23 protein-coding genes are annotated in these 24,062 nt (G+C 46.8%); 15 read left to right on the top strand and 8 right to left on the bottom strand.

All coding sequences use genetic code 11. The features are described from left to right. Positions 1 to 200: 200 nt before the first annotated feature. The 5 genes from yccS to VP504_RS00395 all read left to right on the top strand — a co-directional run bounded on the left by yccS (position 201) and on the right by VP504_RS00395 (position 4,007). Positions 201 to 2,375 (top strand): YccS family putative transporter, encoded by a 2,175-nt coding sequence (gene yccS, locus VP504_RS00415; RefSeq protein WP_325892412.1) that lies wholly within the window; start codon positions 201 to 203, stop codon positions 2,373 to 2,375. 206 nt (positions 2,376 to 2,581) lie between these two features. Next, positions 2,582 to 2,947 (top strand): hypothetical protein, encoded by a 366-nt coding sequence (locus VP504_RS00410; protein ID WP_325892411.1) that lies wholly within the window; start codon positions 2,582 to 2,584, stop codon positions 2,945 to 2,947. A gap of 16 nt (positions 2,948 to 2,963) precedes the next feature. After that, positions 2,964 to 3,158, top strand: a complete 195-nt coding sequence (locus VP504_RS00405) for a hypothetical protein (RefSeq protein WP_325892410.1) — start codon at positions 2,964 to 2,966, stop codon at positions 3,156 to 3,158. A 5-nt stretch (positions 3,159 to 3,163) separates the two neighbouring features. Continuing rightward, positions 3,164 to 3,664, top strand: a complete 501-nt coding sequence (gene sodN / locus VP504_RS00400) for a superoxide dismutase, Ni (RefSeq protein WP_325892409.1) — start codon at positions 3,164 to 3,166, stop codon at positions 3,662 to 3,664. Between the two features lie 46 nt (positions 3,665 to 3,710). Beyond that, positions 3,711 to 4,007 (top strand): S24/S26 family peptidase, encoded by a 297-nt coding sequence (locus VP504_RS00395; protein ID WP_325892408.1) that lies wholly within the window; start codon positions 3,711 to 3,713, stop codon positions 4,005 to 4,007. Between the two features lie 23 nt (positions 4,008 to 4,030). Here VP504_RS00395 and VP504_RS00390 read toward each other — a convergent pair whose 3' ends face one another. From VP504_RS00390 to VP504_RS00380, 3 genes are all read right to left on the bottom strand, one after another. Further along, a complete protein-coding gene (locus tag VP504_RS00390; RefSeq protein WP_325892407.1) occupies positions 4,031 to 4,561 on the bottom strand; it encodes a hypothetical protein in 531 nt (176 codons plus the stop codon). Between the two features lie 107 nt (positions 4,562 to 4,668). Beyond that, a complete protein-coding gene (locus VP504_RS00385) occupies positions 4,669 to 5,376 on the bottom strand; it encodes a hypothetical protein (RefSeq protein ID WP_325892406.1) in 708 nt (235 codons plus the stop codon). Between the two features lie 151 nt (positions 5,377 to 5,527). Further along, positions 5,528 to 6,304, bottom strand: coding sequence for a siderophore ferric iron reductase (locus tag VP504_RS00380; protein ID WP_251878814.1), 777 nt, complete (start codon positions 6,302 to 6,304; stop codon positions 5,528 to 5,530). Between the two features lie 172 nt (positions 6,305 to 6,476). Between VP504_RS00380 and VP504_RS00375 the strand changes: the two genes are divergently transcribed. The 5 genes from VP504_RS00375 to fhuB all read left to right on the top strand — a co-directional run bounded on the left by VP504_RS00375 (position 6,477) and on the right by fhuB (position 13,425). Then, on the top strand, positions 6,477 to 7,406 hold the full coding sequence (locus VP504_RS00375) for an AraC family transcriptional regulator (RefSeq protein WP_325892405.1): 930 nt from the start codon (positions 6,477 to 6,479) through the stop codon (positions 7,404 to 7,406). A 133-nt stretch (positions 7,407 to 7,539) separates the two neighbouring features. Then, complete coding sequence (locus VP504_RS00370; protein ID WP_325892404.1) at positions 7,540 to 9,690, top strand: TonB-dependent siderophore receptor; 2,151 nt, start codon at positions 7,540 to 7,542, stop codon at positions 9,688 to 9,690. Positions 9,691 to 9,752: 62 nt separating this feature from the next. Next, the gene (locus VP504_RS00365; RefSeq protein WP_325892403.1) at positions 9,753 to 10,520 is read left to right on the top strand and encodes an ABC transporter ATP-binding protein; all 768 of its coding nucleotides are present in this window, start codon (positions 9,753 to 9,755) and stop codon (positions 10,518 to 10,520) included. Next, positions 10,514 to 11,449: an iron-siderophore ABC transporter substrate-binding protein gene (locus tag VP504_RS00360; protein WP_325892402.1), complete on the top strand. Its 936-nt coding sequence runs from the start codon at positions 10,514 to 10,516 to the stop codon at positions 11,447 to 11,449. Before VP504_RS00365 ends, VP504_RS00360 begins: the two co-directional genes overlap by 7 nt. Next, complete coding sequence (gene fhuB / locus VP504_RS00355) at positions 11,446 to 13,425, top strand: Fe(3+)-hydroxamate ABC transporter permease FhuB (protein WP_325892401.1); 1,980 nt, start codon at positions 11,446 to 11,448, stop codon at positions 13,423 to 13,425. The genes VP504_RS00360 and fhuB overlap by 4 nt, the downstream gene beginning before the upstream one ends. 86 nt (positions 13,426 to 13,511) lie before the next feature. On the opposite strand, the gene VP504_RS00350 is transcribed toward fhuB, so the two are convergent. Next, positions 13,512 to 14,081 (bottom strand): hypothetical protein, encoded by a 570-nt coding sequence (locus VP504_RS00350; RefSeq protein WP_325892400.1) that lies wholly within the window; start codon positions 14,079 to 14,081, stop codon positions 13,512 to 13,514. Positions 14,082 to 14,570: 489 nt separating this feature from the next. Here VP504_RS00350 and uvrB point away from each other — a divergent pair, with 489 nt between their 5' ends. Together uvrB and VP504_RS00340 are read left to right on the top strand one after the other, a co-directional pair. Then, positions 14,571 to 16,553 carry an excinuclease ABC subunit UvrB gene (gene uvrB / locus VP504_RS00345; protein ID WP_325892399.1) on the top strand — a complete coding sequence of 661 codons (1,983 nt, stop codon included), beginning with the start codon at positions 14,571 to 14,573 and terminating at the stop codon, positions 16,551 to 16,553. A 239-nt stretch (positions 16,554 to 16,792) separates the two neighbouring features. Next, on the top strand, positions 16,793 to 17,224 hold the full coding sequence (locus VP504_RS00340) for a pseudoazurin (protein ID WP_325892398.1): 432 nt from the start codon (positions 16,793 to 16,795) through the stop codon (positions 17,222 to 17,224). Here the strand turns inward: VP504_RS00340 and VP504_RS00335 are convergent. Continuing rightward, the gene (locus VP504_RS00335) at positions 17,203 to 17,550 is read right to left on the bottom strand and encodes a hypothetical protein (RefSeq protein WP_325892397.1); all 348 of its coding nucleotides are present in this window, start codon (positions 17,548 to 17,550) and stop codon (positions 17,203 to 17,205) included. The genes VP504_RS00340 and VP504_RS00335 overlap by 22 nt on opposite strands. 365 nt (positions 17,551 to 17,915) lie before the next feature. On the opposite strand from VP504_RS00335, the gene VP504_RS00330 reads away from it, so the two are divergent. Next, positions 17,916 to 19,529 carry a phosphoethanolamine transferase gene (locus tag VP504_RS00330; RefSeq protein ID WP_325892396.1) on the top strand — a complete coding sequence of 538 codons (1,614 nt, stop codon included), beginning with the start codon at positions 17,916 to 17,918 and terminating at the stop codon, positions 19,527 to 19,529. On the opposite strand, the gene VP504_RS00325 is transcribed toward VP504_RS00330, so the two are convergent. Continuing rightward, positions 19,530 to 19,724 carry a hypothetical protein gene (locus tag VP504_RS00325; RefSeq protein ID WP_325892395.1) on the bottom strand — a complete coding sequence of 65 codons (195 nt, stop codon included), beginning with the start codon at positions 19,722 to 19,724 and terminating at the stop codon, positions 19,530 to 19,532. Between the two features lie 621 nt (positions 19,725 to 20,345). Continuing rightward, positions 20,346 to 20,759 (bottom strand): VOC family protein, encoded by a 414-nt coding sequence (locus VP504_RS00320; protein WP_325892394.1) that lies wholly within the window; start codon positions 20,757 to 20,759, stop codon positions 20,346 to 20,348. Between the two features lie 179 nt (positions 20,760 to 20,938). Here VP504_RS00320 and VP504_RS00315 point away from each other — a divergent pair, with 179 nt between their 5' ends. Further along, a complete protein-coding gene (locus VP504_RS00315; protein WP_325892392.1) occupies positions 20,939 to 21,463 on the top strand; it encodes an RNA methyltransferase in 525 nt (174 codons plus the stop codon). Positions 21,464 to 21,891: 428 nt separating this feature from the next. Further along, positions 21,892 to 23,301, top strand: a complete 1,410-nt coding sequence (locus VP504_RS00310) for a hypothetical protein (protein WP_325892391.1) — start codon at positions 21,892 to 21,894, stop codon at positions 23,299 to 23,301. Between the two features lie 161 nt (positions 23,302 to 23,462). Here the strand turns inward: VP504_RS00310 and VP504_RS00305 are convergent, their stop codons facing one another. Continuing rightward, positions 23,463 to 23,939 carry a Dps family protein gene (locus tag VP504_RS00305; RefSeq protein ID WP_325892390.1) on the bottom strand — a complete coding sequence of 159 codons (477 nt, stop codon included), beginning with the start codon at positions 23,937 to 23,939 and terminating at the stop codon, positions 23,463 to 23,465. Positions 23,940 to 24,062: the final 123 nt, after the last annotated feature.

The following is a 24,062-nucleotide window of genomic DNA, read 5'->3' as shown; positions in this document are numbered from 1 at the left end:
ATATCAATTTCGTCACTATTTCCTACCCCAAGTAGCCAAAGAATTAATATAGATGAATGAAAATCAAGCAAAAGGACGCTTTCCCTGTCTTGTCCAAGCGAAATAGTCTTCCTTTTTGATCTCGTCCCTTGGATGACACCTTTAATCTGCTATCTTAGGTCAACAGCTCCTACCCACACTTGCCTTAACGCTGCGTTGAAATGATTTCAAAAAAAACGTCTCTTACATTCAGGGAATACTGGGCCAACAGCCGCATTAACTATAGTGTCCGCGTATTTATCGCCCTCGTTGGTATTGCCCTTCCCTGTTGGTGGTATGGTGCCTCGGAAGCGATCACACCACTGGTTCTCGGTATTATTGCCTCTGCACTGGCAGAAACAGACGACAACTTCTCCGGCAGACTTTCAGCGCTGCTCACCACCCTTTTCTGTTTCGCCGTCGCCACCTTCTCTATCGAGCTCCTTTTTGATTACCCATGGTGGTTTGTTTCCGGTCTCATGGCCTCAACCTTCGGTTTTATCATGTTGGGCGCAATAGGCGCGCGATATGCCAGTATCGCGTTTGCGTCCTTGCTTATTGCTGTTTACACCATGCTTGGCGCGCACGAGTCACAAAACCTCTGGTATCAACCTTCACTTCTGCTGGCAGGTGCCGCACTTTACGGCGTTATTTCGCTGATTTGGCTGCTACTTTGGCCACACCAGCCGGTACAACAAAGCCTCGCTGCATTGTTTAAATCCCTTTCCGGTTATCTCGACCAGAAATCAGAGATGTTCCACCCAAGTAGAGATTTAAAGCCACAGCCTTTGCGCCTGCGAGATGCAAAAGAAAATGCGCTGGTTGTCACCGCGCTAAACACAGCCAAGGCAGCGCTGCTAAACCGTGTGCGTGGCGGCAGACTGAGCGACAGCAACCGCCAATACCTAAAGATTTACTTCCTTGCACAGGACATACATGAGCGCGCCAACTCCTCGCACTACCGCTATCAGGAACTGGCAGAGGTTTTCTTTCACAGCGATGTGATGTTCCGCCTACAACGCCTTTTGCACCTGCAATCCAAAGCGTGTTTGGAAGTCTCTCAATGCCTGACATTGGGTCAACCTTACCGACACGGCGAAGAGAGCGTAAAAGCGCTGGATGAACTCAATGAGTCACTGCTTTACGTAAAAGCGCAAAACAATCCAGAATGGTCTCCCCTGCTCCCACAGCTCGACTTCCTGTTCCGCAATCTGGCCACAGTTGAGCGCCAACTCTCCAATGTCAGTAATGCAGATGCTACACAAAGCGATGAAGACAAAGAAATCGCCGATTCAGATGCGCATGGTTTACGCGACAAGCTGTCCCGTATCCGCGCCCAGTTAACCCCAAAATCACTTTTGTTCCGCCACGCGGTTCGACTCAGCCTTGCACTGGCTGTGGGTTACGGCATTATTCAGGGCTTTGATCTAACACGCGGCTACTGGATTTTATTGACGATCCTGTTTGTCTGTCAGGCGAATTACTCGGCTACCCGCAGCAAACTGACCGAGCGTATTTCCGGTACATTGATTGGTTTGTTAGTGGGCTTACCCCTGCTCACCCTGTCCCCGGATTTAACTGGACAGTTGGTATTGATGGTGCTGTTCGGCGTGCTTTTCTTCGCGTTCCGAACCACTCACTACACCGCCGCCACTGCGTTTATTACTCTGCTGGTATTGATGTGTTTTAACCAGTTAGGCGAAGGTTATGCCGTTATCCTTCCCCGCCTTGGCGACACCTTAGTCGGTTGCGCGCTTTCTGTCATCGCCGTCCGCTTTGTATTGCCTGATTGGCAGGCTCACCGTCTGCGCGGGATCATGAAAGACTCAGTGGCCGCGAACCGGGATTATTTGGCGCAAATTATTGGCCAATACCGCATTGGTAAACGCGACAACATGGCTTACCGCGTTGCCCGTCGTGAAGCCCACAATGGGGACGCCCAGCTCACCACAGCAATCAGTAACATGCTGGCGGAGCCCGGCCGATACCGAACCGCCACAGACGAAAGCTTCCGTTTCCTGTGTTTGAACCATGCCATGCTAAGTTACATCTCCGCACTGGGTGCTCATCGTATGCAAATGGACGACGACAGCATCCACGAACTGGTTTCCAAAGCGCACCGTGGTATTCACCAAGAACTGGACTGTCTTGTTTCGAAACTGGCAGGAGAATCATCCGAGAAAATACCTTGTCTAGACGAAGCGCTCGGCAAACACCTTGAGCGGTGGCGAGAAGAGGAAAGTAGCTCAGCCCGTATGGTGCTGCAGCAGCTTCACTTAATACACCGTATCATGCCGGAAATGCACACGCTTACTGATGAGCTGGCGGAGAAAGCGCTGAAAAGTTCCAAGTCTTAAAACAACCTTGCCGGCGGCATCTGTCGCCGGGATTTTCTTTTCTCAACGTGTCCAGATCCCGCAAACACCCAATTCCTTGCTCTCCAATCTACTTCACATTTCGGGCATCTGATGTGCTCTCGTTTTGGAACTGTCTTTACTTTTCCATTAAATCGATAATAATTATCACTTGCGAATGGTTATCATTATGATTGAGGCGCTTTGATATGGATGATTGGAGAAACTTGATAGTGACGGGAAACCAACACTTTGCTATTGATGAGATGGATCATGCCGAAGACAACTACTTCGACGCCCTAACCTTGTTGGACGAGAACAGCGAATCTCTGTTTACAGATCGCGAAAAGCTCTCAGCCTGGCTTGCCTGCCATCACAACCTCGCCACCGTTTATAAGCAATCAGACCAATCTGAACTCGCCCGATTCCACCTTGAATCACCACTGGAGATCATCGAAGTTCAGTTGAAAAAAATGTCACCAGACCACCAGCATTTTGTTGACCTTCTGAAAGCTTATTCAGCCGGACTCAGTGAGTTGGTCGTGTTCAAACAAACTACCCAACGCGCTGCTTAAGCAGTCGGAGGAAACCATGTTCAAGAATTTCACCCTGTTTGCTCTTCTGTTCCTGTTCAGTTCAGAAATCTTCGCCCACAAAGGCCACGACCATGCGCATTGGACAGCCGATTTCATTCACTTTCTATGGCTAATGCCAATTTTGCTTGGCTGCGCCCTCATCATCTTTGCGATTCATTATCTGGATAAGAAATCCCAGTCACGGAGATAAACACTATGCTTCACGCTTTCATGGAACGTCTAGACCAAAAACTTTCCTTTGGCAGGGTCTCTGCTCACTGCGACATTCCCTGCAAAATCTACGATCCCGTCCATGCACAAATCGCTGTGCTGACAATGATCCGAATGATTGACCTACTCAATGAACTACCAGAAGAAGACCTTACCAAACAGCAGAAAGCGACGTTCGCCCGTTTGATTGAACAGAAAGAAGAACATGGCAAAAAACTAAAAGAAGAAATCCGCATTATCTGGGGAGATTACTTCAAGCAACCTCAACTTGACCAGTTCCCAGAAATTCACTCCCTGACACATGAAATCATGATGTTGGCTTCCGTCGTTAAGCAGGAATCAGACAAAGACGCAGCACTGAAGCTGTTGGATAAAGTCAATCAGTTTGCAGAGATATTCTGGGCGACCAAAGGTGTGAAAACCTTCACGGCAGACTGTCCCTATCTCCCGGAATTGCCAACTGTGTATCCTGACCTCAAGCCCTAAATGCTTGAGGCGTTAAGGTACTTAACTTGATGTTTACTTGAGAAAGATGTTGAAGATTATGCGTGTCGCGGGCTCCTCGATGAGCCCAACACTCAACACAGACGATTACATAGTTGCCGTAAGACAGCCCACATGGTGGCCCAAGAAACGCGACCAGATTTATGTGTTTGATCACCCGAGTATGGGATGGATGGTAAAACGGTTTCAGAAAACTACCCTTGGCAGTTTCATCACGTTCCGTGGCGATAATCCCCTCAGCATCAGCGAAGAAGCCATTGGCCCAATAGATAACCAACTGCCCTTATATCGCATGGTGATGCGGATTTCTGCTGATTCAACATAGGGGTTCTTTCACAATCGGAGTCTTCAGAACTCCAGCACACGGTTAAACACATAGCGTATATAGCCATCACGCAATACTGTACCCCGGGAAACAAATTCCACTGTCCAAAGCGGATAACTGCTCGATTCCAACCCCAGCGAGTCGACAAACTTCATTGCTTCTGATTGGGTAAACTCTTCTTCTCTCGGGAACATGTCAGCAATATCTTCTGTGGACTGATGCTCTGGCGCTTCAACACGGCAATGAAAAACGGTGTTAATCGGTTCGGGCTTGTATCGGAGAAATTTTGAGTAAAGTTTCGGATGGCTTTTGATGAACAAATCCAAATCGTGTTCAGCCTCCCCTTTAACAGGGAACAACAAAGCAGGTGAGAAGAACTCCTGAGAGAAAGCTGCCTTGCCCGTGTCATCAATAAAACGCTTGGCGAATATCAGCGTTTTGTCTTCAAGCTCCTTGCGTGAAGGGCTAAACGCTTTAAAAAGTTCTATGCGGTAGATCTGCCAGACACCAGATTGCGTCGTAAACACCCAATCGCCAATCTTAAATTCAAACATTCTTACCTCTTTGGCTGTTTTTACCAGCTCAAACCCCATTGTTCGCAATGCCCTCACTGCCGCTTAAACCAATGCGACACGCTTGGCATTACTCTCGACAACCGATACTAATCTTCCCGTGGTTCGTCAGAGGATCGCATTACATCCTCATCACCGATGAGATCTTGATAAGCAAAAGAGAGCGCAATCACCGCCAACACGGTCACATAGGCAATAACGATATTGGTGCCGATCAGCAAATAGATGGGTGATGATTCAGGTGCGATAAATACAATTAGCGCCATCACAGGAATAAAGATGACGCCAAAAATGAACGGTGCCAACGCCACGACTAAGATCATCAACCAGGTTTTTTGCGCGCTTTTCTCCCAGGCATACAGGAACGAAACGCCCTTACCCATAGCAATGGCGGGAAAAACTAAACTGACGCGGCACCCAACAACCAGAGCAACTACCGCCAGTGTAATAAGCAGCATGCTTGCCCGATCCATCAGGTAATAACTGAGTAAATAGGGTAAGCCAAGCACAATGTAGTGAAGCCAAAACCAAATCTCGATTTTGCCAAAGGTAAATCGGCCGAATGCTGGTACAGAGTGAGGCCCAATCAGAACCACGCGATGCACATTAACCGCAATGATGGTATTGAGCACACTCCACAACAAGTAATCCACCCACTCCATCATTTGGCTTTCAAAAGAGAAAGCGATGACTTCCAGCGCTACGCTCAAAAGAATCGGTATAATCGTCACGCGGAACATTAAGCCTAAGTGCTTAAAAGCAAAGTTGAACGCCGAAGATAGCACGTTTCCGAACATCGAAAGCCCCTTTTCAATCCTTTGAAAACTCGCTATGGCGACAAGCCATTACATTCTTTCACCAAACTATCGTAATTCTTATTACAACTATCGTTCATAAATAAGACGTTACGGTGAAAACCACTTCTAAGATGCCGCCTGAGCGGTATGACTAGCTTTCTTTAACGCGAGTTAATGCTTGGCGAGTATTTCGCCTAGGGCAGTCCGAGCAGAGGCTTCCTTTCTTGCACTTATAAACCAAGCAACAACTGATTCGCATATGTCTAAGCTTTCCCGTAGCTTCGTCTCGACTAAGACTTATCAAGTGCTTTTTAGGCAACTTAAAAGCGTCGAGCCAGAGTGCCGCTTGCTCTTCTATGTAATCACTTTCCAGTTCGGGTCTTAGCGTTTGTAGTTTAATCAAACAACTTAAAATCAAATCAGCCAACAGGTGGTTAGTAAACCCCGGCCTAATTCTCGCCCAATCATTGATTTGCGCGCGATACTGTTCGAACAATTCAGACAATTGCTCTGCCGCTAGCGGAATCAACTCTTCAGGTTCTCCGTGCCAATGCTCCTCAGAAGCAAAACGATAGCCCGCCACAAGACGGTTTCGTTTGAACTGGCCGAATTGCGTGAAATCAGGCAATGACTTCAATCCGTAAATCGAGAGAAAACTCAGGTAAATGGGCTGCCAACAAAGCAGATCCCAAGTACGTGTCAGCCAGTAACTTCCGCCGGCCTCTGGATTAGACCCCTCAATTTCTCGATAAACCTCCCGAATAGATGCACTACTCGTAGGATTCTCAATAGATATGCAGCTTTGGGGTAAGTCTCCAAACGATCCTTTCAAGTAAGGAGAGACCTGTTTTGAATGAGTAAAGATCAGTTGATAAATAGCAGGTGATTGAGGGCGAAACCAAAAAAGCTTTAGCCAGTCAGGAAACATACACAATACAAATCTTGGGGGCGAATTGGTCAACACGGTAGCTCAATAACAATTGAGAAACCTAACAATATGGTGCAAAATAATAATAATTCTCATTACGATTAGTTTACTTGCACACTTGTTACCCCTCATCGGTCAAGGTGCAACTCAATCATCATTGTTGGTAGTTATCGTGGCGGTGGAACAACGTAAAGAAAGGTCTGTATCGACATTTAATCGCATCAGCAAGGTGCTGTCATTCATACATAACAACCTCGACGCGACATTATCTCTAGAGGAAATTGCGGAACAGAGTTGCTGGTCGCGATGGCAGCTTCAACGTGTATTTCAGTCTGAAACCGGGTTAACCGTTGCACATTATGTCAGAGAATTAAAACTGAGTGTCGCAGCCGAAATGCTGCTGGACACGGAACAACGCGTCATCGATATCGCCCTCTCCCTTGGATTTAATTCCGAAATTGCGTTCAGCCGCGCTTTCAAGCAACTCTTCGGCCAAAGCCCAAGTGTTTATCGAAAGCAATCACAACGCATCGGGTTAAAAAAACCTATCGAAGTTTCCGAAATTCACTACCCGGGAAAGAATACATATTCGTTTGTTGAAGTAAGGATCGACACCAAAGATACGTTTTTGCTGAAAGGCGTTCGAGGTGAAATAAACGGACTATTTTCACTCGCCCCCAATTTTGCTGAGGTTGTCCCTCAGCTTTGGGCAAGTTTAGAAGCTGAAACCAGCGGTATTCACCAACCGGTAGGCCAATTACTCGGTGTTGTAGATATCACTAAAGCCAATTTCGACGGTAGCCAAATTCAATACTGGGCTGGTGTTGAGCTTGACCCTCATATTCCTATCCCAGAGTTACCTAGCCTCATTTCTGAAAGGTTGGAAGCGCTGACAGTGCCGAAACAAACATACGCGGCAGTTCGACACAAAGGGCCGATTGAACGCCTTCCTCATACCTTGGAGTGGTTTATTCTTCATTGGTTGCCCAACTCTGGATATCGAGGCATGGATGGCTATGAATTAGAGGTTTATCCGAGCAATTACGAGCCTCTATCACCTCACGCAGACATGGAATATTGGGTACCTATCCAGAAAGTTTAGCGGCAGACCCAAAGCGTATTTCGCCCTTAATTTGTGTTTAAGTTGCACCAAATTGTTAACTATCTTTTTCGCCTCTCCATACAATGCAAATGAGAATTATTACCATTAATTGGCATTGGTATTTGAGGATAATATGGACACCACGACTCAATTTAAGCATTCATCCATCGCTGTCGCACTTTTAACTGCCTTTTCTGCCCCACTTTACGCAGATGCACAGAATACTGTTGATAGCGCGGAACTAGAGACCATCACCGTTCTTGGACAGGTTTACCGAAACACAGCAACTAAAACCGCTTTAGAGCCAGAGGAGACGCCCCAGGGCATAACGGTAATTGATAACGAGCTGCTTGAGCAACGAGGCGTTAAAACGGTCAATGAGGCGCTAAGATATGCACCTGGCGTTGTAACAGAGCAAAAAGGCGCTGCTGTTACTATGTATGACAACTTCTCTATTCGTGGTTTTAGCAACAATAACCAGAACTATTACGACGGTTTAATCCTGCCATACCTAACGGGCTGGAACCTACATCCGCAAATTGATCCCTCCGCTATTCAGCAAATCGAAATTTTCAAAGGGCCCACTTCCGTCCTTTATGGCTCAATGCCACCGGGTGGTATGGTCAACATTATCGCCAAGTCACCACAGCAAGAAGACAGCACATCTGTCAATGCAGCAACGGGCTCGCGTAACCTGCTTGAAGCCTCGGTGGATTCAACCGGTCAGATTGGTGACAACAACCTCTCTTACCGATTGGTAGCAATGGCTCGTAAGCAAGACAGCCAGGTGGATGGTGCTGAAGAAGAGCGTTACGTTATCGCCCCCTCGGTGGACTGGCAGGTTAATGATCGCACCCTGATCAATTTCAATCTTTACTATCAGAATGACCCTGAAATGGGTATCAACTCATCCATGCCACTGGCTGTACTGGAAAGACAGTCACCATCCGTTTCTCTGGGTGATGTGAATTGGAGCTCTTTCGAACGCGATGTCCTCATGCTTGGCTACAAGCTACATCACGAGTTCAACGATAATTGGTCATTCCTACAAAACGCACGATACACCGATGCATCTCTGTATCAAGAAAACACATACCACCGCGACACCGCTTTTACAGCATCAACAGGACTGCTGACTCGAAATATCTACACCACCGATGAAGACTACAAAAGCTACGTCATTGATAACCAGCTCTCTGGCTGGGTGGCCATGGGTGTGTTGGAGCACAACCTACTATTAGGTTTGGATTATCAAGATTTAGAGGGCGACTCTGTCTACAAAGAGTATGCGGGCAACGCCGCGTTCTACACCTTTAATGCTTATCGCCCGAACAACAACCTATTGGACAGAAGCCAAGTCACCGAAGCTTACTCAGAAAGCCATGACATTGGCTTTGAACAACTGGGGTTCTATTTCCAAGATCAAATGCGCTATGACCGACTCGTTCTGTTGGCAGGTGGACGATATGACCTCTTCAAATCACATGACGATAAGACAAGCTCTTCGCCTACCTATGATGGCAAAGACACCTCAGATCATAATCAGTTTTCTTACCGTCTAGGTGCCTTGTATGAGTTTGACAATGGACTGTCACCTTTTGCCAGTTATGCCACCAGCTTTGAACCCGCCGCGGGCACAGACATTAATGGCGACAGCCTGAAGCCTCAAACCGGTAAACAGTTCGAAGTCGGTGTTAAATATATGTCAGAAGACATGTCGAATACCCTGACTGCATCCTATTTCCACATCACGAAGAATGACTCAATTGCTGCTGATCCAAATGACCCAACATTTAGAGCAAAGATCCAACTGGGAGAAGTGACTTCTCAAGGTATAGAAATAGAAGGACAGGCGTATCTCGCTGAAAACTGGGATGTGCTGGCCTCTTATACCTACCTCGATATGGAAGTAAAAAAAGCCTCTGATACGAGCCTTGTTGGCACTACACCTATCTATGTACCGGAGCACAGTGCCAACATTTGGAGTAACTATTACGTCACATCCGGTGCGCTGGATGGTGCACGTATCGGTGGTGGCGTTCGCTATGTGGGTGAAATGCAAATGGATGCCAACAACACGCAAGGTAAAGTTCCATCCTATACCGTGGCAGACCTATCTCTAGGTTATGACCTTGGTAGCGCAAGCACCTCACTGGATGGCGCACAGGCTAATTTGGTAGTGAACAATGTGTTCGATAAGGAATACTACTCTTGCTACAACCAAACCAACTGCTGGTTCGGCGCTGAACAAACGGTTGAACTGAACGTTAAATACGAATTTTAACGACGTCTTTAAACAAAGTAGAAGCAACTCTTCGTGAGTTGCTTTCTACGGTTCTCAGAAATATGTATCAACTAAACCATGTAAAAGTGACAAGAGAGTGTCGAGATATTCTCAACATTCCTTCCCTCTCTATTCCTAGCGATAAGCTGACCGTCATTATGGGGCACAATGGATCAGGTAAATCGACACTGGTAGATTTGTTGGCAGGGCAAACCCAGCCGTCCGCAGGAACAATCGATTTTAATGGAAACAGTCTCACTGGTTACACCAGCAGGGAACTGGCAAGAGAAATCGCCTTTTTGCCTCAACACCTGCCGCAAGCTTCGGGGCTGTCAGTACGCGAACTGGTTAAGCTTGGACGTTTCCCATGGCGCGGCACTTTTGGCCGCATGAAAGCGAAAGATATCGAGTTTATTGAAGCTGCAATGGCCGCCACGCAGATTGGGCAGTACGCCGATCACCCAGCGGAGAAACTCTCAGGCGGAGAGCGCCAACGAGCCTGGATCGCCATGTTACTCGCTCAACAATCCCCCCTTTTGGTCTTGGATGAACCCACTTCAGCACTCGATGTTCAGCACCAATACCATGTAATGGATATGCTCCAGTCGCTTAATCGTGAACAGGAAAAAGGGGTGATCGTTATTCTTCACGACATCAATCTAATCCTAAGGTATGCCGACCATATCGTGGCGCTGAAAGAGGGAAACGTCGTTTACAGCGGAGATACAAGGACGCTAACAGATGAAGCCTCACTTTCCACGCTTTTTGATACCAATATTCGCCTGTTAGACCACCCATCAAAAACAACAAAGGTTGCAGTAGTATGCTGAATTTTAAATTTTTATTGGAAAAACCAAACCTCACCGCACTGGTGTTAACACTCATCACTTCTACTGCTGTCTGGGCAGATCACAAAGTCACCGACAGTGATGGTGAAAAGACCCTTCCTGCAGTGCCAACACGTGTTGCGGCATTGAATTGGGATATTACCGAACAGGTATTAGAGCTCGGTATCACACCTATCGCCGTGCCTGATATCAAAGGCTATGAGGAATGGGTAGTACAACCTTCAATTCCAGAAACATCCGTGGATATCGGGACAAGAGTAGAGCCCAATTTCACCCTACTGCGTGACCTTAAACCTGACGTTATATTAATTGCTTCACCGCAAAAAGATTTGCAGAGACGATTGGAAAAGATTGCGCCTGTACTTCATTTTCAGACCTACAGTGAAGACCATAATAACGCCGAAGCAGCTATTGAAAACTTCAAGCGTATCGCGCACTTGCTCGGCAAAGACGAGTTAGCAACGCAGAAGCTGGCAAGCATGAAAAAAAGGCTCAAAGAGCTCAATCAACAACTTTCTGATGCTTACCCAAACGGTAAACCTGATGTGACCTCTTTTCGATTTGCCAGCGCAACCTCTGTTTACGTCTATGGCGATAACTCCATCCCACAATTTGCTTTGCAGCAGCTGGGTTTCAACAACGCCATGCCTCAGGAAAGCACACAATGGGGAATTACGCAGAAGCGTATTACCAACCTCAAGAAAGTGGGAAATGGTATTGCTCTGTATTTTGAACCTTTTGACCAGCAGGCAAGGTTAAACCGCTCTCCCATCTGGAAAAATATGCCATTTGTTAAACGCAATGATGTGGCGCCTGTTGCTGCAAGCTGGAGCTACGGCGGCGCTATGTCGATTTTATATAATGCTGAAGCACTTGCAGAGGCATTGTTGACGTTATCAGAACGCCCATGAAACGATGGGGTTATTTAATGGCAGCGTTTATTGGCGCTGCTTTATTACATCTAGGCGTTGGACAACACCAGTTTGGCTCTGTTGGTCAGCTCTACACAGAATGGTTTAACGGCACCCTTGATAAGCAAGACTCCTTCGAATGGCTGGCATTTGTTGAAGCCTCCCTTCCAAGGTTGATGATGGCCATTACCGTAGGTGGAGCGCTAGGATTAGTCGGCAGTCTGTTTCAACAGTTAACGCAAAACCGAATGATGTCCCCCCTCACTTTTGGCACCTCTTCAGGTGCCTGGTTGGGGCTTGTACTGCTCAGCATATTGGCCCCTTCATTGGCAGGCGATTACTCTCTGCTCATGGCATTGCTTGGGGCACTTTTAGCCATGGTGCTGGTCGTTACCATAGTGGGTATCAACAACCTTAGCGGCATTCCTATCGTCCTAGCAGGTATGGCAGTCAATTTACTGTTGGGTGCAATAGCTACGGCTATCATCCTTCTCAACGATCAATACGCTCAAAATCTCTTCGTATGGGGCGCGGGCGACTTGGGGCAAAACGGCTGGGAAGTATTTGACTGGCTTCTTATCAGGCTTACGCCTATTTTCTTGCTGATTTTCTTTGCTCCACGCGTTTTGCAGCTTCTCAGTATAGGCAGTAAAGGAGCGGCAGCGAGAGGATTGGATGTCAGTTGGGCATTCTTTCTCCTGATATCCTTAGGTGTTTGGCTCGCGGCGGTTTCTATTACCGCTGTTGGAGTGATCAGCTTTGTTGGGTTAATTGCCCCAAACATCGCGCGTTATATCGGATTCACCCGTCCGAGAACAGAATTGGTTGCCAGCTTCATACTCGGCGCAGCATTTCTTGCTTTGACCGATACATTAGCAACGTATTTAGGGCAATGGTCGCTGGACATGATACCCACAGGTACAGCAACAGCCGTAATTGGCACACCAGCTCTTGTCATACTTGCCCGCCGCCGTTTATCTGCACAGGATCAACTTTCGCTGACCTTACCAACAGGCCCAGATAAGTTAAAAAATGGTGCATTACAGTGGCTGGGACTCGCCATGACTTTCCTTATCTTACTGAGCGTTTTTTTGGCTTCCAGTCCCTCAGGATACGCATTACAAATACCAGATGGGTTTGAATGGACACTGAAGTGGCCAAGACTACTCACCGCCATTGCCTCTGGCATAAGCTTGGCTGTTGCGGGCGTTGTGCTTCAGAGGCTGGTATTTAACCCTCTTGCAAGTCCAGATATTTTGGGGGTATCGGCCGGGGCAGTGTTGGCGTTAGTCCTTGCAAGCTTGGTGTTTGGTTACTCAATCCATGGTATGAGTCCCTGGGTGGCGATGTTGGGTAGTGTTGGCGCGCTTGTCGTACTACTTTTTCTTGGGAAAAAACATGAGTTTGCACCCTCTATTCTCATCTTGACTGGTTTGTCACTTACCGCTTTGTTAGAGGCGCTGGTTCAATTTACGTTGACCCGTGTCGGCGACGACAAATATGTCCTGCTTGGCTGGCTCTCTGGCTCAACCTACCGTGTAGAAGGCAACCAAGCCATTACGCTGGTAGTTTGTGTTGCAGTATCAATGGCACTGGTATTGGTACTTTCACGTTGGATCACCTTGATTTCATCAGGAAGACAATTTGCCGCTGCACGTGGGTTAAACCTAAACCTTGCCTACATCACTTTGCTGATCCTCGTAGCCTTCCTCTGTGCCATTGTCACCACAACCATGGGACCAGTTTCCTTTGTTGGCCTGCTCGCCCCGCACATCGCCGCTATGCTTGGTGCAAGGCAGGTAACACAGCAAATCTACTTTTCTGGTGCGGTGGGTGCAGTGTTGTTGTTGCTGGCTGACTTTCTGGGACAAATCGTTGTTTACCCCGCGCAAATATCAGCGGGAACCTTGGTATCAGTGCTGGGAGGAAGCTATTTCATTTATATATTAGTTAGGAACAAATCGATAAGGCGCTGAACTTCGCAAACGTAATGATGGCTTGGTTCTCGTTCAAGCCATCAACATTGTGTTATCACTTTCTCCATGGCAATTATTTGGAAGTATCAGTAATAAAGCACATCCGAATCGCTAGGCCTTGGTGAACTTACTTGACCACCTGCACTTGGGTCCAGGTCGACCTGCAATGTCACTTCTTCACGCTGCGGGCGGACAAAGGTCGCGTTTACACCCACAAAGGAATACGTGTTGCCAGGGAAAATCCCGCCGTTTCCTTTATAAGTGAAAGTATGATTCCCCCCGACTGAACTGTATTCCCAATCCGCATTGCTCACGTTACGTCCATTCAGGCTCGTCAGTGTTGGGTCGTAATCCACCACAAAGTAATCCGCTGATGGCAACGAAAATTGCACAGGGTGAACGCCGTTGCTATCGACGTTGTTAATCTCTCCTACAAACACTACAAAGCTCATGTCTGCTTCATCCACGCCGACAAAATTCGAAGATCTGGTCTGAATACTGGTGACATAACTCGGCGGACTAAATGTAAGGAAAGGGAGCTTTTCTTCTGCTCTGGTGACTTGGCTCAATGACATGGATAACACGAAAATTGCCATCATCGCGCTATTACTTTTTATTGTTTTAAGGGTTTCGATAAAGCTCGAAAACTGACGCATATACATACCTCTTGATAGTGCAGAAAATGCAGAAAGGTTGAAACCATGTTGAGACTGCATTTCCCACAAGGATCATATACCCAGCTAAAGGAACTAGCTGTGCTCGACGTATTGAAGCATTGGCAGACAGACTATCATCCGTACTTCGAGAGCGATGGAACCACCCGAAAAGGGGGCCTCACGCTGATCTCACCAACTGCTCAATTCACCAGACAAATTAAAGAAGGGGTTTAAGATTTTAAAGAGGGCAGGACTGGCTTTAGGAGACTGATATATCAAATCAAACAGTGACTACAAATCTGAGAAGTTTTTATGTTTAAGTACAAAAATCTGTGCTTTTTTGCCAAAAAATTCGCATCGGACAATCCACAACCCGACAAAGCGCCTTTACCCATCGCCATTCCCAAACCTAGCACACCATACGGTTTGACAGTTCACTGCACGCCGCCCTTTACTTGATGATTACCTTTATTGACTAGGGGATCAGGCATGGGTCAGGAAATCTTTTTGCTTCACTCAAAGAACGCACCGGCAGGCGATCAGCCGGAAGCCGTTGCCAAACTCATCGCCGGCATTGAAGAAGGCAAAACCCACCAGACACTCCAAGGTGTCACAGGGTCTGGTAAGACATTCACCATGGCAAACATTATTCATCGTTTGCAGCGCCCCACCCTTATCCTTGCCCATAACAAGACACTGGCAGCACAGCTTTACCATGAAATGTTGGCCTTCTTTCCCAAAAACGCGGTCGAGTATTTCGTCTCTTATTACGATTACTACCAGCCAGAGGTCTATATTCCCGGCAGTAACCGTTTTATTCGAAAAGACTCCGCTATCAACGCACAGCTTGAACGGCTGCGGCTTTCCACCACCAAAGCGCTGATTGAGCGAAAAGACGTGATTGTGGTGGCATCGGTATCTTCCGTTTATGGCTTAGGCTCGCCAGAGGATTACCGCAGACTCCAAATTCCGCTCCATCCCGGAGAACAGTTGAACCTGACAACACTAGAGAACCAGTTGGCCAAACTTCACTATGAGCCCGGCGGTGAGCCTCTTTCTCGCGGGAGTTACCGCATCAGCCCGCATAAAGTGGATATATTCCCGGCGGATTCTGAAAAAGACGCGATAGTGGTGATGCTGGACAATGCCCAAACCATTACTCAACTGCTGAGAGTGGACAACGCCACGGGCGAAATTCTAGGTGACCTGGAACATTACCGTGTCTCGCCAAAGACCCTCTATTCCACCTCGCCGGAACAAATTGCCCGCGCCTGTAAAGCGATAGAAACCGAGCTTGAACAACGCACTGCCGAACTCAGTCGAAACCATCAAGTCGCAGAAGCAGCAAGACTTTTTGAGCGCACCACACGGGATTTGGAGATGCTGCGATTACAAGGTTACTGCGGAGGTATTGAAAACTACGCGTCTTATCTGACTGGCCGCGACCCCAGTCTTCCGCCAACCACCCTGATGGACTATCTCCCCAAGGGTGGCCTGCTATTTATTGATGAATCCCATGTCATGGTGCCGCAGATCCACGCCATGTATAAAGGTGACCAAAGCCGCAAAGATACCCTGATTGATTACGGCTTCCGCCTGCCCTCTGCCAAATTCAATCGCCCTCTCGCCTTTGAAGAGTTTGAGAAGATAAAGCCGCAGACCATTTTTGTATCCGCGACACCCGGCGACTATGAAGTAAAACGCTCCGGTGGCGTCGTTGTCGATCAAGTGATCCGCCCAACTGGACTGCTGGACCCTGAAATCGAGATAGTCCCGTTGGCAAAGACCCAGGAAGACCTGCTGAACCGCATTCGAAGCTGTATTGAACGCAAAGAGCGGGTGTTAGTGACTACCCTCAGTAAACACAGTGCAGAAGCCCTTTATCAACACTACACAGAAGAAAGTATTCGCTGCCAGTACATTCACAGCGACGTGAAAACCGAAGATCGCGTTGAGATTATTCGCCAGCTGCGACGTGGCGAATTGGATGTCCTAATTGGTATCAACCTGCTGAGAGAGGGACTGGATATTCCGGAAGCGTCTTTGGTTGCAATACTCGAGGCGGATCATGCGGGCTTTCTGCGTTCCACAGAGGCGCTTATCCAAATCATTGGCCGCGCGGCCCGCAATGCCAATGGTAAAGCCGTGCTCTATGCCGATAAAATCACCCCTGCCATGAAAAGCGCGATGGATGAATCCAACCGCCGCAGGGCAAAACAGATCGCCTATAACGAAGCACATCAACTGCAGCCTAAGAGCTCAAACCGGACGATTGACCCGACAATAAACGCGCCCATCGTAAACAAAGACCCGTCTATGTGTTCGACACTTGAAGAGCTTTGCCATCGCATCACGCACACTGAGCGAGAACTGTTCAGGCTTTGCTCGGAAAAAGATGCAGAAAAACGTGCTGACACCGATACGCTGCGGCAAGAGCTTGATGCCCTGTACCGACAATATATTTTTATGTAACTGGGTCTGTTCCGCTGTCCTTTCGCTGATCGACAAATCCGTAGAAGACCCGTATGCAGTAAATACTATACCGCATATGGATTATACGCTTAGCTCTACCTACTAACTCCTTCTAAGTGATTATTTTTAATCATACTTTAGTGTTTACTCCAATAAATGATATTTAATATCATTTGCAATTGATTCCCATTTGCATGATTATCAAAAGTACAATTTATTCATTTGAGAGGTTATTGACAGTGAAAAAACTGACTCTTCTATTAACGTTGCTATTTCCCGTCTTCGGCGCCACTGCTGAACACAAGGTTAAAATGCTCAATGGTGGCCCCGAAGGGGTCATGGTGTTCTCGCCCGCTTATTTAAAAATTAACGCGGGAGACACTGTCACGTTCGTTCCTTCTGACATGGGCCACAACGCCGAATCTGTGTTTACGCCAGAAGGAAGTGCTGGCTGGAAAGGTGCGATAGGAAAATCGGTTACCGCCACTTTCGATAAAGAGGGGCTCTACGTTTATCAATGCACACCTCACGCCATTATGGCAATGGTCGGCATTATTCAGGTTGGAGACGCGTTGAACAAAGCAGAGTTCGAGACTTTTTCTGATCAAATGGAATCGACATTCGTGATGAACAAAGGCCGCTTAAAAACCTATGGCGAACAGGTGAAATAAATACGTGCCCGTGAAGAGACGGGCACTGTACAATAAAGCGTTTTTACCCAGTAATGCTGAGTATTCGCATTACTGAGGTCAAGCAACCTAGACGCCACAAAAAGGTCTTGCACCGCAGTGCCAGAGCTGTCAAACACCTTGATAGTACTGGCATTTGTTCTGCCCGGTAATTCTCCTGTGATAACGCGGCCTATCTCCGTGATTTTCATCTCGCTTGTATGCTGAAATTCAACAATATCAACGGATTGCAATTGGTAGTCACAAAACAAACGCGTGCGCTGAGATAAAACGGGCGGGACTTCCTGCTTCTGTGGAACTTTACCCATACCCAAAGTGACGAGCGTGAAATGGTAAGAGTGAGCCCAACGCTGGCGAGTAATAAAGACCGGGTGCTCAGAGAATGGGCTATCGCAGGGTTAGAGATGAGTATGCGCTTAGATTGGGATGTCTAACCTCAGTTGAATAGTGGTGCATTCGTTCGCCTATTGCCGGAATATGTCCTGCCGTATGCCAATACTGTTGCTCTATTAAGCAGCCCGGAAGCAGAACGATCTGCCTGCATATCGGTTTGTGTTTTACTACGTAAAGAACGCCTGTCGACATTACCTTGGAAGTAGCGCTCACTTACATTTGGACCGTGACTGTGCAAGAATAGCCACCTATGTGACTTGCCTCTCATTTTGGTACCCGTATGAAGCGCCAGATCCCTCTCTTTCTCTTCACGCTGATCGTCGCACTCTTCTTTGCGTCAGCGCAAAATATCGCGCTTTGGCGGCATTTAGTCAGCATATTGAATCTCAGCACTCATCCCGATTCAGGCTTTCTCTTCTCCATTCCTGTTCTCATCACCATGCTGTGCTTTGCGCTGTTTGCCTTGCTGATTTGGCCGTGGATATACAAACCCTTGTTGATTGCGCTGCTCCTCTTTTCCACGCTCGCCTCATACGCCATGGTCTCGTATGGGCAGTATTTCAACTACAGCATGATTGTTAACGTCTTCGAGACCAACCAAAGCGAAGCAACCAGTTACCTTTCCTTCTCGCTGATCTTCTGGCTGTTGTGTCTGTTTGTCATTCCCACCTTTGTCGTCGCCAAAGCAAAAGTGCGCTTCCCCGCATCAGTCAAGTCACTGCTGCTTCAAAAGCTGGTAATGCTTATTTTCGCCATCGGTGCCACTGGCGTTATCGCCTCGCTCTATTACAAAGACTATGCTGCGCTTGTCAGGAACAACAGTGAAATCAAAGCGCTGATCAACCCGACTAATTACCTCAGTGCGTCATTCCGGTATGCCAAGTATCGACTCTATGAGAAAGACATCCCTTTCCAGACACTCGGGACCGATGCCAAAGACACCCGAAACACCGGCACACCCAATGTGATTGTGCTGGTCGTGGGCGAAACATCACGCTCTATGAACTTCTCGCTCAATGGTTATGAAAGAAATACCAATCCGAGGCTATCAAAAGAAAACGTGATCAGTTTTCAGCATGTGACCTCATGCGGAACCGCCACGGCGGTATCGGTACCCTGCATGTTTTCCATCATGACCCATGACACATACAACGCAACCACAGCCAGACATCAGGAAGGCGTTTTGGATGTGTTAAAACACGCGAAGGTGAATGTCAGTTGGATTGATAACGATTGCGGATGCAAAGGGGTTTGCGATCGCATTGAACACCTGAGCATTGATCCCAAATCCTTTAAAGAAGATTGCGCTCATGGTAGTTGCTATGACAGCGTGTTGCTCAATGGCCTCGCCGACAGAGTGAAAAATGCCAAGGGAGACACAGTGATTGTCTTACACTTGATTGGCAGTCACGGCCCAACCTACTTTGAGCGTTATCCGCCTGAATTCCGCGTCTTCACACCGACCTGTGACACGGCAGATATTCAAAACTGCAGCCGTCAGCAGGTGCTGAACACCTACGACAACACCATTGTTTATACCGATTACGTGCTCAGTCAGGTGATTGATATTTTGGATAAATATGACAACTCCCATCAAACCGCCATGTTGTATTTATCCGATCATGGTGAGTCACTAGGTGAAGACGGTATCTATCTGCACGGACTGCCCTATGACATTGCACCGGAAGAGCAAAAATCCGTCCCGATGATTTTTTGGATGTCACCCTCGTTTCAACACGGCCACGATGTCAGTCAAACCTGCTTGAAGGAGAACGCCAAAGACACCCTCTACTCGCAGGACAATCTGTTCCACACATTGCTCGGAATGGCATCAGTATCAACTGGGGCTTATCAGCCAAGCTTGGATATGCTGCATCAATGCAAGAATTTATGATTAATCAGGCTGTTTGGCTCGGCTTATCGTCGCCGTGTATTTGTTGGTGTCCTCATTTTTGGAAATATTCACATCAAACAAATAGTCAGATGGAAAATCTCCTGTTGGGTCGCTCTCAAGCTTGATAGAAGTGGTGCCAAGAACACCTTCGTCCCAAGTTGCCACCTGAACAGTGACAGTGCTTTCTTTTGCCAAGGTATAATTAGAAACCGCAATTTGGTAGGTGCCTGTTTGTAGCTCTTCAGTATCGCAAGAGGCATGATAGTAGAGGGGCTTTTTACTAAAAAGTCCCCATCCGCAACCAACTCTCCGCTCGTGCTAGATGGATTTCCAAGGCCCACTTCCGTTCCGTCCGGCTCTATAACAATCAGATTGGCGGCCCCGTTACCTTCCAAGGTTAGCGTTGCTGTAAAGTACCCATATAGCGATTGCTCTTCTGGTGATGGGATGCTTTTTAGCGCGGTATTATTATTACGTTTACTCTTTGTGAAACGTTCACGCATTGGTTGATATAGATAGGAATAAAGCCGTACCCTACAAAGTCTTTTGACCCATTAGTACCTGCCGGACGGAATAAGTAACCCGCCATGCTATCCGTATTGGGCGATACCGTTCCTGTCAGCCTGAGGGCATTTATCACCAAATCCAGATCGCCCAATGTATGGTCTCCCCTCAGTGAGGGTGAAGCGGGGGCAACATGCCTAGGGAGAAAAGATATAGCGAGGAATACGAAGTATTTGGGTGTGTAGGCGGCCCATCAGTTCCGCATCTTACCGTCATGGAAGTTATCGCTGAAGCGCTATCGGCGCGGCGAATTTAAACTTGCTCTACCCGGCATCTTAGCTCCACCACATTGCCTTCCGGGTCTTCTAGGTAGATGGAATTGCCATATCCTTGTGCGCCATATCGACGGGCAAAATCCTCATGGGTAATTCCATGTGCGTCGAGGTACTCAAGGATACTTTGTTCACTCGCGGCTTTAATCTGAAGGCAGAAATGATCCACATTACGCTCTGATTGTGTCGGCGCGCCACCGCCAAGCTTACCCAGCTGGCTCTCCACCAGGACAATGTCAACTAAAGCATTGCCCGCCCGTAATTGGGTTAATCCCGTTTCCGGCGGAGTTTCGCGTTCTACCACGCAACCCAGTACGTCAGAATAAAATCTAAGCATTTCATTTAGCTTGGTCGTTCGCAATACTATGTGGTCGATGGCCAACACTTGGATCATCTCACCGCTCCTTTCGGTTATTTAGTGATAACTCATTAATCATAGGAAATCGCCCTATCCTTACAACTTTGTCGGATAACGATGCGATATGGGCTTCACTACCCGCCTGCAATATTTGCTAGAATGCAGCCCTTCCAGACTTTGCCTGTAGTAGAAGCTCGCACAGAGAGATACATTTCATGACAGAACCACACGTAATCATTGGTCTCATTAACCCCAAAAGCCCAACCAATGTGGGAGGCGTGATGCGTGCAGCCGGATGCTACCAAGCAGACAGCGTCCTCTATACAGGTGAGCGATATGACCGCGCAGCAAGGTTCTATACCGACACCCAGGATGCGATGGAGAGCATTCCGCTGACGAATGTCGACAGCATGTTTGATAACCTCCCATCAGACATGAAAGTGGTGTGCGTGGAACTTGCACTGGGCGCCACGCCCCTTCCTGAGTTTGAACACCCCGAGAAAGCCATTTATGTTTTCGGGCCTGAAGATCACTCATTGCATCAATCCATTGCAGACAGAGCCGATCACGTTGTATATGTCCCGACAGTAGGCTGCATGAACCTGGCCGCAACGGTAAACGTTGTGTTGTACGACCGTATAGCTAAGTCTGGCACCACAGTTGCCGGAGATGACTTGATTCGCCAAAGCCGTGATAGCCGTAACCGTCTTCAGGTAAAATCTTCCGCTGAGACGGTATAAACTCTCGCCTAGATAAGAACGGGCTGTTAAATGACAGTCTTTTCTATACCAAACAGACCGAAGATGCAGGGCTAAGGCTGTTTGGGTATAGAGCCAACCTGTTTTAGGGACTGGACAACAAGAGGAAATCCGGAAAAATCACGTCAATATCGTCCCTGCCCTTCTCTACTTCCCCTCCTTTATCGTTCAAATATTCACCAAAGTCTCTATCTGATCAAAAGAACATCTTTACTAGGCATAGATGCATGCTTTAACATACATAAATGCATATATATCTATGCATATCTATATAGTAAAACATATAACGGAGACTGAACTTTATTGAAAGAGTCGCTATTAATATAGTTCTCCCTCCTCACAATAAAAATTTCACATTCATATAAACATAATTAATAGATAGAAATTAACTTCAGCACATTAGGAAAATTATGAAAAACAAAAAACCATTATTTTCATTATTACCGCTTGCATTTTTTTGCCAAGGAAGTCTAGCTCAAAATGTATTTGAAGATTCGCATAACTTGCAAAAAGTTACTCCAATTTGTGTTCACCCCAATCAACAGAGATTTATATCTCTCGAAGGGGAAGATAAGACGCTAAATATCGGATTTCACTCATTAATAAATTTAAATAATGAGACAAAGTATGGTATTGACTATACTGAAATAGATGATAGTCAATATAATTTATGGTCAGTTAAGTGTCCGGATGAATACCTGCTTGAAGCATACTTACCTATAGTTGATACTCGAACCATCTTTAAAGTCATTGACAAAAAAGAAGGTATGCAATTCGCTCCAGGGGTTTCAGTAAATAAGATAAAAAATGGTTCTAGTAATGAATACGAGATTTTATCACTAGCTTATGATGTATTAAGAAAACTTGCGGTTAACCGAGTTGACGAAGATGTAAGACGTTTCCTAGAAGATGGAAATAATCATTACACTATTAACTTGACCACATTACAGGACGAAAAAGGCAGTTTTGTCGACTTTCAGGAAAAGTGGATCCAGATTAATTTATTAGAACTGGGAATGCCATACCTAAATATAAATCAACTTGAAAGTGAATTTACACTTCAGCGTCTTATTACTCATGAAATAGTTCATGCATCAGCAGAACCCGGCACCTCGGAGGAAGACGTCATCAGGAGAACCAATCTTCTTCTATCTGATTGTGAATATAATGACGAGCCGAGAATGCCAGTTTCGGGTAGCGATAACAATAACTCCCGCTATGCTTTCGTCCAAGCAAGTGCACCACCGACGCCTAGTCAAAGATTTAACGCATTTTTTAATAGACCAACCAAAGAATTCGTCAGTGACCCATTTATGTGGCTAAGTGCTATTTTTAGTGCCCCCTCTTTTGCTGGGGCATCAATGAGCATTTCAAGAATAGCGACTCGTGCTGCCATGCCACGAATCCCCTATCAGCCAATTGGGAGAACAAATATTTTACCAAGAACTAACTCTGTTTCTTCTATAAATAGTTTGTCTTCATCTATCGCTAGCAGTTCTTCATCGAGTATCGAGACAGCTTCGATCGAAACACTTAGTTCATCATCTAGCGTTGAAACAGCATCAATAGAGACACTTTCATCTAATGCCGAACTAGACGGTTTAGGTGATGGACCTATGTCACTTAAAGAGCAACAAGCTTTCGTTAATAAGGTTGATGAAGACTTAGAGGCTTTATCAATTGAACCGCATAAAAAAATATCGATACAGTTCAAATTGAGCCCTACGGCACATTACTTGAACCAAGCTCCAGATATAGCGCGCCAGTTCTTGCGTGGCGAAATTACTGTGATGGAACTTTATAACCAAATGCCGCTGTAATCTAAATTTAAAGTATTGATATACTTACCATCCACCACTTGATGAGAATGGTGGATGGGATTTTAAGAGGAAAAGAGGACATATATGTCCTTTTAAATCAAAGACCGCCTCCCGGCGGTCTTTTGTCTTACAGTACATTGCTTACTTTTGCTCTTTGCAGCTTAGCTGTTTTCACGCATGGCGCGGAGCATCCAGGCGGTTTTCTCGTGCTCGCGCATACGGTCTGAAACCAATGATGCGGAAGATTCGTCGTCTGCGTCTTGTGCTACTTTCAATACGCTTCTTGCGGTGCGTACCACTTGCTCGTGACCTTTGGTGAGGATATCCACCATCTCGTCAGCGCTTGGTACACCTTCCACTTCCTGAATCGCGCTCAGTTCAGCAAACGCTTTATAAGTACCCGGTGCAGCAACACCAAGGGTGCGAATTCGCTCTGCAATTTCATCAACTGCCAGCGCCAGTGCGTTGTAGTGCTCTTCAAACAGCAGGTGCAATTCGCGGAATTGTTTACCCGTCACATTCCAATGGAAGTTGTGAGTTTGCAGGTATAGGGTGTATGAGTCCGCCAATAGGCGTTTCAGCCCTTCTGCAATTTCAATTCTGTCTTGTTCTTGAATGCCGATATTAATGCTTGTCATAACCCTATCCCCTTTTGTATTGGCTTTCGCAAATGGTGCGTCACCTTAATGTCTATGGGGATATCTTATGACGGGAGAAGCGATAGGTATAATCGTTGATGTTTATAGATTCAATTTGTTATA

It is taken from the genome of Grimontia sp. NTOU-MAR1 (assembly GCF_035758505.1).
In the GTDB taxonomy this organism is placed as follows: Bacteria; Pseudomonadota; Gammaproteobacteria; order Enterobacterales; family Vibrionaceae; genus Enterovibrio; species Enterovibrio marinus.
Note: the sequence above shows the minus strand (reverse complement) of the source record. Positions and strands in the feature narration are given on the sequence as shown.